At 51.9% G+C, this 13,127-nt stretch carries 12 protein-coding genes; 4 read left to right on the top strand and 8 right to left on the bottom strand.

Going from position 1 to position 13,127, the window contains the following annotated elements:
* Positions 1 to 67: 67 nt before the first annotated feature.
* From AC1MDC_RS06925 to AC1MDC_RS06910, 4 genes are read right to left on the bottom strand one after another with little or no spacing between them, the layout of a single operon-like run.
* Positions 68 to 2,164 (bottom strand): DUF6311 domain-containing protein, encoded by a 2,097-nt coding sequence (locus AC1MDC_RS06925; protein WP_480392738.1) that lies wholly within the window; start codon positions 2,162 to 2,164, stop codon positions 68 to 70.
* Positions 2,161 to 2,544 (bottom strand): GtrA family protein, encoded by a 384-nt coding sequence (locus tag AC1MDC_RS06920; protein WP_480392737.1) that lies wholly within the window; start codon positions 2,542 to 2,544, stop codon positions 2,161 to 2,163. Before AC1MDC_RS06920 ends, AC1MDC_RS06925 begins: the two co-directional genes overlap by 4 nt.
* Positions 2,544 to 3,251 carry a class I SAM-dependent methyltransferase gene (locus tag AC1MDC_RS06915; RefSeq protein ID WP_085703818.1) on the bottom strand — a complete coding sequence of 236 codons (708 nt, stop codon included), beginning with the start codon at positions 3,249 to 3,251 and terminating at the stop codon, positions 2,544 to 2,546. The genes AC1MDC_RS06920 and AC1MDC_RS06915 overlap by 1 nt, the downstream gene beginning before the upstream one ends.
* A 3-nt stretch (positions 3,252 to 3,254) precedes the next feature.
* Positions 3,255 to 4,223 (bottom strand): glycosyltransferase family 2 protein, encoded by a 969-nt coding sequence (locus tag AC1MDC_RS06910; RefSeq protein ID WP_480392736.1) that lies wholly within the window; start codon positions 4,221 to 4,223, stop codon positions 3,255 to 3,257.
* Between the two features lie 276 nt (positions 4,224 to 4,499).
* Between AC1MDC_RS06910 and AC1MDC_RS06905 the strand changes: the two genes are divergently transcribed.
* Positions 4,500 to 4,691 (top strand): YegP family protein, encoded by a 192-nt coding sequence (locus AC1MDC_RS06905; protein WP_085700605.1) that lies wholly within the window; start codon positions 4,500 to 4,502, stop codon positions 4,689 to 4,691.
* Positions 4,692 to 4,955: 264 nt separating this feature from the next.
* Here AC1MDC_RS06905 and AC1MDC_RS06900 read toward each other — a convergent pair whose 3' ends face one another.
* The gene (locus AC1MDC_RS06900) at positions 4,956 to 5,627 is read right to left on the bottom strand and encodes a lipopolysaccharide kinase InaA family protein (protein WP_480392735.1); all 672 of its coding nucleotides are present in this window, start codon (positions 5,625 to 5,627) and stop codon (positions 4,956 to 4,958) included.
* Between the two features lie 1,599 nt (positions 5,628 to 7,226).
* Between AC1MDC_RS06900 and AC1MDC_RS06895 the strand changes: the two genes are divergently transcribed.
* The 3 genes from AC1MDC_RS06895 to AC1MDC_RS06885 are packed head-to-tail and all read left to right on the top strand — an operon-like array spanning position 7,227 to position 10,463.
* Entirely contained in the window at positions 7,227 to 8,534 is a 1,308-nt protein-coding gene (locus AC1MDC_RS06895; RefSeq protein WP_480392734.1) for an HD domain-containing protein, read from the top strand.
* The gene (locus tag AC1MDC_RS06890) at positions 8,521 to 9,705 is read left to right on the top strand and encodes a DNA methyltransferase (RefSeq protein ID WP_471879167.1); all 1,185 of its coding nucleotides are present in this window, start codon (positions 8,521 to 8,523) and stop codon (positions 9,703 to 9,705) included. The genes AC1MDC_RS06895 and AC1MDC_RS06890 overlap by 14 nt, the downstream gene beginning before the upstream one ends.
* 17 nt (positions 9,706 to 9,722) lie before the next feature.
* Positions 9,723 to 10,463: a class I SAM-dependent methyltransferase gene (locus AC1MDC_RS06885; RefSeq protein ID WP_471879166.1), complete on the top strand. Its 741-nt coding sequence runs from the start codon at positions 9,723 to 9,725 to the stop codon at positions 10,461 to 10,463.
* Between the two features lie 2 nt (positions 10,464 to 10,465).
* Here AC1MDC_RS06885 and AC1MDC_RS06880 read toward each other — a convergent pair whose 3' ends face one another.
* The 3 genes from AC1MDC_RS06880 to AC1MDC_RS06870 form a co-directional block, all read right to left on the bottom strand.
* Positions 10,466 to 11,020 (bottom strand): AAA family ATPase, encoded by a 555-nt coding sequence (locus AC1MDC_RS06880; protein WP_471879165.1) that lies wholly within the window; start codon positions 11,018 to 11,020, stop codon positions 10,466 to 10,468.
* The gene (locus AC1MDC_RS06875) at positions 10,996 to 11,973 is read right to left on the bottom strand and encodes a hypothetical protein (RefSeq protein ID WP_480392733.1); all 978 of its coding nucleotides are present in this window, start codon (positions 11,971 to 11,973) and stop codon (positions 10,996 to 10,998) included. The genes AC1MDC_RS06880 and AC1MDC_RS06875 overlap by 25 nt, the downstream gene beginning before the upstream one ends.
* A 264-nt stretch (positions 11,974 to 12,237) precedes the next feature.
* Positions 12,238 to 13,032 carry a DNA adenine methylase gene (locus AC1MDC_RS06870; protein WP_480392732.1) on the bottom strand — a complete coding sequence of 265 codons (795 nt, stop codon included), beginning with the start codon at positions 13,030 to 13,032 and terminating at the stop codon, positions 12,238 to 12,240.
* Positions 13,033 to 13,127: the final 95 nt, after the last annotated feature.

Raw genomic sequence — 13,127 nt, 5'->3', positions numbered from 1 at the left:
GCCCCCCGATCCCCAGATTGCGGCAGTGTAGAAAGGCCGTGGGGGCGGCGTCCATCGAAACGGTGCGTCATTGCACCGTCAACGTCTTCAGCCCCAGACCCATGACCCGCGAATCGTCGTTGATCCCCAACTGTCGGGGGCTGACGGCATCCGGCAACTGTAATTCGATTTCGAGCCGGGCATCGTTCCCGAGGCGCTGGTTAAGCTGGGCGCTGATCGGAATTTCCAGGCGATTGCCTTGAAACTGCGTCAAACGGGTATCCAGCACTGGTTGGCCGTTCAGACTGATGATCACCCGCTGGCCGGGGTGCCCGGGCTGTATGAATGCCAATGCGTCGATCACGATCGAACTCGCCGGGGGCAACACGCGCAATTGGATTTTCGCCTGTTGACCTTCCGTCCACGTCCCCCAGCTTTCAGGCTTCGACCAGCCGCTGGCCAGTTGCCGGTTTCGATAATTGAAGACCAACGCCTGTCCCGGGCGAGTCAGGGGAAGGAGTGAAATCCGTCGCCCCTCATCCTGCACGGACAGGCACTGCACACAACGTTTCCAGCCCGGCGCCAGTACCGTAATCCCGTCCACGCGCGTCAACAGATCGGTTTCACTGTTGATGGTTCTCGCGGCATCGACCAAAGCATCGTCGTCCAGGACGTACAAGGAATCTGCGTCGTACTGCCCCGAATCGAGCATCGCGCGGGCGTTCTGCTGTGCCCGCACCAGCGCCGAAGTGCTCATGCGTCCCAGATAGACAGCATCGGTCTTCATGCCGTGGGTCGCTGCGAAACCGGCAATCATCTGCCAGCGCTCTCCCTGATTCTGTGGCATCACGCTGCGGACATTGGCATAACGCGCAGCGGCGCTCGCCCAGAAAGGATCAGTCATCGGGCTGGCCCAGACCGACGAAGGTGCCACCATTTTTCCCTGCCGCAGCCCCATCCAGCCGTTTCGGGTATCGACAACCTGGATCAGCAGCGCCACCGCGAGCAGACCGATGGCGACGCGCGGCCGATAACCGCGTACCACCAGAAAAATCGCGGCCAGGATGCAGACATACAGAACCGGCCAGAACATCCGGCCCGAGGCACGAAAGATATTGGCCAGCGCGACAAAACTTTTCGGCAGCGGATAATCGAGATTCAACGCCCCGATACCGATCTGATTCGACAAAGCGAACAGCCATAAACCGAACAGCGCCATCAGCAGCCATGGACGCGCGCGCACCTGATCCTGCAAGGGTTGGCGGTTTCGAAATCCGGCAATCAGCGCCAGCGGCGCCAACAAGAGAACGCCCGGACCAAGGTAGTTGAAACCTTCGTAATCCCCGTCGGCCTTCGGCAGATCAGGCAGGATCAATGACCAGCCGGCCGGGTCGAGGGGCGACAGCAGATTCATCCGGTACAAACCAAAGCCACCGGATGCCGCGCCATCGGCAATGCTGAAATACCCGGCCTGCCAGCAACACACGCTTACCAGAGCGAAAAGCATGCCCCCTTCAATCATCCCCTGACGCCGGGTCAATGACTGATTGAATGTCTTGCCCAGCAGATCCGCCACCCAGATCAGCGCAACCATGGCGAGCAGGTAGGCGTGCACCCATGCCGTTACAGCAAGCAAGGTTCCCCAGGCGACACGACGTCGGCTCAGGTTCGGCAACAGCGTCAGGTACAGCGCAGCCAGGATCAGGAAATGGCCCGCCAGCGAGAGGTGCGCGCCCATGCGCAAAAACATCGCAGGCGAGAACACCAGCAACCCCGTCCCTAGCAGTCGAATCAAGGTTTGGGTCGTCATCAGCCCCATTAGCTTCCAGCCAAACCAGGCTTGCAGGACACAACAGGCCAGCAGCCACAAACCGAAATACTGAAAGGTCTCCGGCAACCAGGCACTGAACGGTTTGAACAACAGCGCGAGCAGTGGATTGGAGTCGGAAAAAATGATCGCGCTGCCCAGTTCCAGGCCGTAAGAAGGATTGAGCCCGAGCGGGAACGTCCAGGGCGCCTGCCGAAAAAACGCCCAGCCCAGATAATGCGTCGCCGGATCGCCCTGCTCCAGCCAGGCGATGTTCTGCGGATTCAGCGCTTGCGGCCCGACCACCAGAAAAAACACCAGAACACCCAATAGCAGCGGCAACAGGGAAAGTGCCGGGTGCTCCCGTGAATCCTTCATCGATACGTCCAGAAGTTATGCAGTACAAAGGTGAATGCCGGAATCGTCAGCGCCACGGCAACGATTCCGGCCAGATAGTGCAGCCCGGCCATCTGCGCCGCCCAGGCCACGAACATTGCCAACAGAAAGCCGCCCGCCGAAACCATCAGAAAACGCATCAGAGTCTTGCCGTGCAACCGGGCGGAAAAACTCCAGGTGGTGTTGATCACGTAGGACACCACCGTCGCCACGATAAAGGCGACGCCGTTGGCCAACGCAGGCACAGGACTGACGAAATTGATGAACAGCACTGCCACCAACGCATGCAGCGCCGTGACGAACAGACCGGTGACGGCAAAACGCACACCGCGCTGAATCAGTGCGGACCGTTTCGTCGCCATCACGGCTTGCGCGCCAGCACGAACACACTCAGTCCGCCTGCGCGGTTGATGCCCATCAGCGGCAGCTCGAGGCTGCACAGGGTTTTGAGCAGTCTATTGACCAGCGGATGGTGTTTTTTCAATTGCGAACGCGGTGCCGAACCCCGAGCGCCGGGTATCAGGCGCGACGCCAGCGCAATCGGGAAGACCGCGCCGAAGTAATAGGCGCCCCGCTCCACCGTCAATCCGGCCTTTCGGGCGAGAGTTTCGAATTGCCCCAGAGTGTAGCGACGCTTGTGTTCGAGAAAATCATCGTGCCCGCTCCACATGAACTGGAACGCCGGCACGGTCATCAGGAAGCGACTGCCGGAGGGCACTTTGTCGACGTAAGACTCGAGCAGGCCGAGGTCGTCATCGACGTGCTCCAACACATCCATCAGCAACACCAGATCAGCATCCACGGTGTCGATCGAGCGACGGTAATGCACCGGTTTGCCGGCAGTGGTGGCGCTGGAGTCGGCCGGGTAGCTGATGTCCACGCACCAGGCTTCGCGTGCCGCCGTGTGCGTTAACAAATGATGGGAAAAAAATCCTGAACCGGCGCCGACGTCGAGAATTCGTTTGATGGGCGCCTCACCCAGCAGGCGGCGGGTCGCCGCTGCCTTGGAGCAGTAATACCAATGCTCGCCGATGCTGTCGCCGAGAATGTCGGTTTCCTTGAGATCCATCTGTCAGTCCTTGGATTCGTAAATGCGGCGCACCAGGAAAACCGGCCGGCGCTTCGCTTCGATGTAGGTGCGGCCCAGGTACTCGCCGAGCACGCCAATGCCGATCAGTTGCAGGCCGCCGAGGAATGTCACCGCCACCATCAGCGACGCATAACCTGGCAGATCGACACCGTGCAGCACCGTACGCAGCACGATGAACATCGCAAAGGCGAACGACACCAGAGACACCAGCGCCCCCAGATACGTCCAGATCCGCAACGGCTCGGTGCTGAAACTGGTGATGCCTTCCAGCGCGAAATTCCACAGTCGCCAGCCATTGAACTTGCTCTGCCCCGCCGCCCGCTCGGGGCGTTCATATTCGACCTGCGTGGTGCGGAAACCGACCCAGGCGAACAAGCCTTTCATGAAGCGCCGCGACTCGGGCAAGGTCAGCAACGCATCGACTACACAGCGATCCATCAAGCGAAAATCGCCGACATTCTCGGGCAATGGCTGATCGGCAATCCGGTTGTGCAGGCGATAGAACCAACTGGCGGAGGTCTGTTTGGCCCAAGTGTCGTTGCGCCGGCTGATGCGGTGGCCGAGCACGACCTCGAAACCCTCCCGCCAGCGTTCGATCATCTGCAAAATGACTTCGGGAGGATCCTGCAGATCAACGTCGATCGGTACCACGATCTGCCCGGTGGCAATCTGCAAACCGGCGGACATGGCCGCTTCCTTGCCGAAATTACGACTCAGATCGACGATGCGGATGCGTGAATCGCTCTGCTGACGGATCAGGAGCCGTTCCAACGTCGTATCGGAACTGCCGTCGTTAACGAACACCAGTTCCAGGTTGATCAGCGCTTCACGCTCGAACACCTGACGAATGCGCAGGAGAAAGCCGTCGAGGCTGTCCTCTTCATTGAATACGGGAATCACCAGCGACAACTTCACCGGGCCCGCGTGTTGCGTTCCGTGCAGATGAGCCAATGGACTGCTCTTTCTTATAGTGATTGTCGGTCGTCGAACGCCGTTCGACGCCATGAGCCGCACCGTATTAAGCAGCAGCCCGATATGTCATGCAAGGGGCAAACGACGGCGTTCCGGCCAATCCGGAGGACGATCCCTGCGCTCTGCCCAGTGCCTTTCAGAAACATTCACGAACGATTGGAAACAAATCCCCGATAGCCAAAAATCCGCGCTCCGCTAGGCTTGCGTCGAGGCGTCACACAGGCTGTCGCACATAAATCGCATGGAGCGAACTGAATGTATTTCGAGATTTACAGGCAATCCAAAGGCACCCCGAGCACCGGAAAGGGCCAATGGCGCTGGCGGCTGCGGGCAGGCAACCACGAGACGGTCGCCAGCGGGGAGTCGTATGTGAACAAGGCGGATTGTCTGCATGTGATCGAGTTGATCAAGGGTGTCCAGGGGGATACGCCGATCAAGGAGATCTGAGGACTGTTCAGGACGCCGGGCTGCCTGTGTTGGCAGCTCCGGCGACTTCTGATGTTGCTTCAGGGCATCAGGTCGCCCTGGAGATGGCGGAACAGACTGAGTTTGGAATATGCCTTGCGACGGTCGAGTCCTGACCGTCGCTACCCAGCCAGAATCAGCCGATAGAAGAATCTTTAATTTAAGAGGTGACTCTATGTTTTAAGCACTTGTTGATATCTTCAGAAGTTACAACTGGCGGGCCTGCTGAGTGCTAAGAAAACCAGCTTAGATGGTTCTACCAATTGCTTGCTCGTAGTATGAAAGGAAATGCCGCCACTGCGACTCATCCCAGTAAGAATGCCGTCTGAGTTGAGGAATGTCGTGACGAGCTGCTCCCATCGCCGTAGCACGACCGCGTGACTTCTCTAAATCAAGCAACGCCAGCTCGAAGTCAAATACCGCATCCGTAATCGATGCCTTGATAAAGATGTGTTTGGACCGCATGCAACCGTGCTGCCACTTGCCCGAGTGCATTCTCGCCAGCATTTGCGCCAAACGCTTAAATAGTTGCTCATGTTGTTCCGTCGTCAACATGCTGGCAGCGCCTTGGCTATACCAAGTATCCAGATCTATGAAGCCGCCCAGGTCTTCTGTAACCAAAACACCTTGCCATACCCCGTCGACTTTTCTCGCCCCATAAAATACGGGTCTTGGCGCGTTTACACCCAGTTTCTCGAGTCTGGAGAGGGCAACCCCCTCACGCAGAGCGGTGGGTCTGCCAGTGGGATAACGCAGGCTGCGAAACAGATGGCCGGTTTGACGCTTGACGAAGAAGGTTCTGTTATCTTGAACAACCAGCTGGACACCACTAGTACCGCTTCGGCGCACATTGGGCGGTTCAACCCACGATCCGGATGTACCCCACCAAAATTCAAACTCTTTGCCTGACCCGCCCATTACGCGCTCCATTATTTAAAAGTTTTCTGCGCCGTTTTATTTTGATCGCAATAGCAGCTCAGTCCATTCGTGAATATAAATAGTTCCCCGCAAATTGCAGGTTTTTTACCAGCTCGAGATCTTGCTCTTTACAGAGCCGGACATTCAGAGCGACCACGCTCAAGACAAGCGATTTGGAAGATTTTTGCGTCCACGATTGGCCGATGGTGGTTACTGGCAAACCTCTGCTTATCGCTGGAAGCGGTCGGTCAGCCTACTAAGCTTTTACCAAATATTTGCTGGACGATCTTCGTTGGATTTCATTCGTCCCCTCATAAGTCCCTCTGAAAGGTATTCAGCCAGCCTTAGAGCATCAAGTCCGTCGTTAACTATGTAAGCAACGCCAAGCACGTCGAAAAAATTTGGCAAACGCCGATTCGTCTACATCAGCAAGAGCGATGTAGAGCCATTCGAAGCGCTCGTAGACACCAAGAGCATGGCCGGTGTCGTGTCAAAAATGCTGGGGTTTTAAAACGGACTAGAGCCGCATGACGGGCAAGGCATGCCCTGGAAATGTTTTAAATATATCGACAGGAACGAAAAAGCCCCCGTAATCATCAATGATTACGGGGGCTTCGTCTTGTTCAATAATGGCGGAGAGATAGGGATTCGAACCCATTCCAGCGTGCGCGTAGGCCGCGTAAGGCCAGTAAACACAGTAATTTCACCTCGGGTAGTCGGCATACGCCGGCGCATAGCGGCCCACAAAATGCCCTAAATTTGCCCTAATCTCATTATTGCTACCCGCATCATCCATATAGTAGTCAAGCCGCATCGCCAAACGTACTAGCCTGGCCACGGCCTGCTTAATCTGCTGAAGATGCTTCACACGCTTACCGAACATCCGACCACAGCAGATCTCCTGCTCATGTGGATCAGGCACATCCATCTCCAGACAAGGCATACCAGCGAACTCCCGCGAAGCGGCTCAGTGATGACACTGAAGTTTTTGCGCAGGCTCTGGGCGTTGACCTTGGCCAGCTCCATCGCGGACCCAGAGTGTTCAAGCGCACTTTCATACGCCGACCGCACGTCACTTCGTTATTTTCGCAGCACCCAATCCACTTAACCGTGTCGTAGATATTCCCCACGTCACCGGTTTGGGCCTGCAAGCATTTAGCTGTGTGGTTATCCAGCTTGGCCAGGTTTTTTGCCGGAGCGATGCCGACGCTCAACGGGATGCCAGCGCAGCAATTGGTTGCGGATCTGCCGTCCGAATGCGTCTAAGCAATCTTTCCCTGTCATGTCGGCGCAAGCCTCATCTATACGTATACCGCAACCGCTGGCACCATCGACTTGACCAAGGTCATAACGCGCACCCTCGTGTCTCCATGTAACGCGGAATCGAGGATGCCGCGCTGCCGAAGCTTGTGCTGGCTCCAGAAGCATGACCTGCCATCGATACCGGTTTTCATATGTAATCGTATGTGTAAAACGCCCATTTTGTCGGCTCTGAAGGCAATGTGAGATCACCGGATAGCATATGATCTGCTGACCTTTAGCGTGTACAATCGATCAATTTGGGTTGTAGACCCCCGATACGCTTGAATGAAGGGCCATATGGAATTCCACGACATTTTGCATGGGCTCATACGGTTTTCTGATGAAAACCTAACCTCGTTGCTGGCTGATCTCATAGATAGCCCAGAGATTCATCGGCTTCGAAACATGCGTCAAATGAATTTTGATGTACCTCTTATCCAAGAGCTGGGAAGATCCAGACGTCTCCCCCACTCTATTGGAGTTACTTTCCTAGCAGTTGAACTAGCTCACAAAAGTAACCTCAGCGTTGATGCAACCAAGGTTCTACTTTCTGCTGCTATTCTGCATGATGCAGCGATCCCCCCTTACGGGCACCTCGTAGAATCTGAACTTAAACGAATCGACCAAAGTTTCAACCACGAAGAAACTCTTTCCCGAATGATCCGTGGAAATATGAGCGACGACAACGCATACCTGGAAATCGTATTTGGTAAGCATTTGGACCTGGCAAACATTCTACAAAGGCACAACGTTGATCAAGATGCAGTAATCGATCTCGTATGCCCCAAAAAGGGACGGCACAGCGCAGTGTCTGCGGACATCGATATTGATAACATTGATAACGTACATCGTATGGCCGCTATGCTTGGCTGGGAAAACGCTAGAGAGAATATTGTAGAAATACGAAAAAGTATGAGGCTAAACGAAAAAAAAGGCCTATCTTTCAATATCTCGGCGATTGAACCACTAAAAATTTGGCTAGACTTTCGGCAACGCATTTATACAATGATAATTGCGCATCCTGAGTGTATTCCATACAACGCACTGCAGACAGATCTGGTTCGGCTCGCAGTGAAACACAAAATAATCACTCCTGAACATTGGTACATAACTGAACCAGTATTTGAAGAAAACCTACGCTCCAACGAAAACACAAAGGACTTGGCACAACAGCTAATCTCCGGATGCAATTATCAGTTAATCGATTACGTATGGTTTAAAAACTTCGAAGCATCTGCGAAACATAAAAACGCAGAAATCGCAGAATTCATGCATAACAATGTAAAAAAGAAGCCCGTAAAAGACTTTGGTTATTTTGTCTGGAACGAAAAAGGACTAATAAGTCGAAAGATTGAAGTCTCAATAGAAGATAGCAATAAGACAATCATTTTAGGCAAAAACTCGACTAGCTGCATGATTGCGCTAGTGCAGAAAAATCAAGGGAAGGGTAAACCTACTAAATTAGAGCTTTCCGCTTGGAGACAGGAAGTCACCGCATTATTTTGCGACCTCTTTGGGGTCACTACCTTCGAAGCTGATTTCCCAGAAACATATAAAGGAAGCTTCTACGCCGGAACGGATGAGCTACGACTTGAACTTAACTGAACATTTAGCAACCATTGATTGGTCTTTCCCTAACCTCAGCAATTCGGGAATACACTCTCTTCATTGGTATCCTGCAACATACGTAGCGGCGATTCCTGGAACGCTTATTCCTGCATTCACGCAAAAAAATGACGTCATCCTTGATCCATTTAATGGATCAGGGACTACAGGCGTAGAAGCCATCCGGTTAGGAAGAAAGTTCATCGGGATAGATACTAACCCTATTGCCCTGCTAATGAGCGAGGCAAAGCTGTATTTCCCCGAACCAAAAACACTTAAAAAGCAGATTGACTTTATAGTCGAAGAATCTGAAGGTCTCTTCGGCAGAGCAGAAGTTGACCCACACCCTCATCATGACGAACTCAAGGCATGGTACCATCCAGACACCCTATTTACATTGAATCGGATTTTAACATCGATTATTAAAACCGATAATTTACAAATCAGAAAGTGTCTTCTTGCAATCTTCTCTGGAATACTGAAGAACGCCTCGTCTCAAGGAAGACACTGGGGCTGGGTGTGTGACAACGTAAAACCTAAGCCCTTTGAAATCATATCCAAAGATGCCTTATCGATCTTCCTGAATGCTGCTAATGAATATGTAAAGCTCACAGAACTCTCTCATAAGGCCGTACAGGTTCACGTCGAGGCTGAAACAAGAAAGCAAACACGTGCAAGGTATAAACTCCTTGCTGGCGACTGCGTCACCAACATGAAATCCATCAAGAGCGAGTACGTAGATTTTATCGTAACGTCTCCACCCTATTACGGTGTAGCTGATTATATAAAATCGCAAAGATTGAGTTATCTATGGTTTGACAAAGACGAACTAGCCCCAGAAAGACTTGGTTTTAGAGATTTCGAGAAACTACGATCGTTCGAGTCAGGCGCCAGGTCTAATCGCACTAGAAAGAACAGCCATGAAACATACATGAAATTCATCGCTGCGTTCTTTGAGCAAAGCTTTCGAGTTCTGAAGCAAGGATCTTCAATGGCCTTAGTCGTTGGCGAATCACAAGCGAGAGCATCTACAACTGATGAACTCATCGCCGCGGCGCAGGGACAAGGCTTCACCCTAGCTCTTCGGAAAGAAAGAGACATCAAACTGAGCCGTAGACGCTTGATGGCAAAAGTAAAATGTGAAGACATTCTAATATTTATAAAAAACTAAATCCGAGGGAATGGAGCATGTCCGAATTCGAATTCGAAATGATTGAGCCTGGCGTATTGAAGGTTAAAAACGGTATTAAAGGCCCGAAAGAAACTGAACACGAGGGAAACAAGTACTTTCGATTCATGGACGTTTTCTACACTCGAACTGAGGATCTAGACCAACTGAGCCCTGAAGAGGTTAGCAACCTTTGTCGCGCTCGTGCCAGATTCCCAGACTTGATAAGTCAACCCAACATCGAAGTACGCTCACTGTTCAAAGCTCTTGCTATGGAAATTAATCCTACTCGCCTGTTGGAAATAGGAGCAGGCCGGAATCCAGTTTTTGCAAGTACCACGTCAAACAATATGCATTACGTTATTTCAGATGCCGACCACGAGGTGGTTAAATCACACACCAGCACTGAAACTGAATGCTACATTTTTTCTGAAACTGCATGCGTCCTTCCATGCCAGGAAGGCCACTTTGAAATGGTCATTGCAGTGTTTGTACTTCATTTCCCATTTTACAAAGCACAACTATCAGAGCTATACCGCACACTAAACAATACCGGCGTGATTGTTGCCAACGTCTACCGCCGCAGCACCAATGCCAGACTGCAACTGGCGTCAGACATAGAGAATTCAGGCTTTAAAATCTTAGTAGTAAAAGATACGAAAGACCTATGCCTCAATCACGAATACTGGATCCTGGGGAAGAGCGAAGCGCAGATGAAAGCGTGCGCAACCACTCTAGAAAAACTCATAGGACTTGATTAGCTCTATGAAGCCCAATCTTTAAGAGTCTGATCAATTTTTTTCTTTAGACTCTCAAAGTCACCATCATTGCTAATTATCTTATCTGCTCTCAAAATCAGATCAGGAACTGCTAACTCGCTACGAGACCGCACAAGACCATCAAAAACATCACGTGAAATATCAATATCCTTAAATTCCTCTGACTCGCGCACGGCTCGATCATAACGAACATCTGGATCCGCAGTAATAGCCAGCAATTTAAAGCCTTCAACCTCAGAATACCGGCTTATCTCTTCTGGATAACGTATTCCGTCGACAACAATCCTTCCCAAGTGCAAGTTATCCATTCGATATTTTGCGATAATATCGTTGCCTAACACCTTGAATATAGAATCACCAAGCGCCCCCAAATTTGCTCTATTTTGAGCAACACCAATACCTGCCAAGATCCTTCTCAGCACGTCAGAGTTGGACGCAGAAGTGTACCCATAGGTTTCAACTAGGTACTTGTTCACCGTTGTCTTTCCGGCCCTTATAGGACCAACAAGACCAATTATTTCAGGAAACTTGGAGGCCATGTTAACACCATCATTGAATAAACATATACACTTACTAAAACCACCATCCCGACAGATGCCTTGGTGGTCGGAGCATCAGCTCTCTTAGTATTACTCCTATCACCCTCGCGAGGGAAAACTTTAACTGCATAATACTCCAATTTTTTACCTAGCGCGAAAAATAGAAGCAACGCAATCAAAGCTATATCGCCCCATAGAGCTTGATATGGAGTGGCAACAGAGGGTGAATTTACGCTCACGAGCCAAGCACCAGCAATACAGATTACAGATATAGAGCAATAAGTCAGCACCCCCTGAATGATACCTGTAATCTTTTCACCAAAAGTTACAAGCGGAGGGTTATGAGGGCTGTACATTACATCTGTAATTATATCCCACACAAAATATACCGAAAACACCCACATCATCTGAAGTGCTTCAGGCCTTGCTGAGGTGGTGCCAACAAAAGCAGCAACGGATTTGCCCTTTACATATTCAGAAAAGTTTTGCTCCATCGTTTTAGCAATTGCAAAATATAATACAACTAAAAAAACCTCCACAAGGAGAATAATAAACTCCTTCGAAAAGATGGAGGAAATTTCGGTCTTATGTCCTCCTGCCTGAGATTTCGACCACATTACCCAACTCATAGCTACCAACAACAACGCTAAACAAGAATGACTAACTGATGCAAACAGCATCCCGTTACCCAGCAACAAATTTTCCCACATTTTTGAGGGGCTAGCTGCCAGATCCCAACCTCCGGTGACTACAAACAACATCTCGGAGATCTGTTGAGCAATAGTTGCCGCCACCAACGCGAACAACATTGCGATGAATGTTCTCCTCAATTCATTCTGACTGACCGGTGGGGTTGCTAATACCGTCGTGATAACGGTGGGGTTCTGGCTGCCGGCATTTGGATTAGCTACAGCATTCGAACTTGCACTATTACTTTGAGTCACACTACTCATGGTCACTCCTTTGATGTATGAAATTGGAAATCTAGAGTAGCCATGCTGCATGGGTGCTTCCTTTCACCGCTTATTCACCTAGCGATCAAAGCGCTCTGCATTCGGCTCCCAGGCACCCTACCGGATGCTGGCAAATTTTGCGATATGATCATTATCAGCGCCCTTGCGACTGCGGTCGAACGAGAGCACATTCGATTTTCCTGTAACAAGTCAGGTAGGCGAGCGCCGCTTCCAAGACAAACGCAACCGCCTTTCACTGTTTAGTCAAAACAAGCCCCCTAGCGATGCTGGCTCCCAATTCATGATCACCAACTCGCCACTGACTTCGGCCTTCCCTTGCCGCTGATTGGTGTTGCTGTAGCGAATGTCCAGGGTTTCAAAATGAAAGCCCTCGAAGACTCGGCGAATGTCTGGATGGTCGTTGATGCTGACCATCACTTTGCCTTTGCAGCGACGCATGAAGTCGGCCATCCGTTCGTAGTTCTCGAACGGAAAGTCCACGCCATATCCGGCGGTCTGCCAATAAGGCGGATCCATGTAGTGGAAGGTGTGGGCACGGTCGTAGCGTTCTGCGCATTCAAGCCATGGGAGATTTTCGACGTAGGTGCCGGACAGGCGCTGCCACGCAGCCGAGAGGTTTTCTTCAATCCGTAGCAGATTGATGGCCGGTGCGGTGGTCGCCGTGCCGAACGTCTGACCCGAGACCTTGCCGGCGAAGGCGTGGTGCTGCAGGTAGAAGAATCGGGCGGCGCGCTGGATGTCTGTGAGGGTTTCGGGGCGGGCCATTTTCTGCCATTCGAACACCTGCCGCGAACTGAGCGCCCATTTGAACTGGCGCACGAACTCTTCGAGGTGGTTCTGCACGACGCGGTAAAGCGTGACCAGGTCGCCGTTGATGTCGTTGAGGACTTCGACCGGCGATGGCTGGGGCTTCATGAAGTACAGAGCGGCGCCGCCGGCAAAGACTTCGACGTAGCATTCGTGTGGCGGAAAAAGTGGAATGAGGCGATCGGCCAGGCGGCGTTTGCCGCCCATCCAAGGGATGATGGGTGTAGACATTGAAAGCAAGACCTTTACTGTATGGATAGACAGGTGCTAGGCTCGCCGCGCTTTGTGCACGAAGCAGAAGCCTAGGCTGGACTTGCAGGGGCAAT

This window comes from Pseudomonas sp. 1 (assembly GCF_056626735.1).
This window is presented reverse-complemented; position numbering and strand designations above follow the sequence as displayed.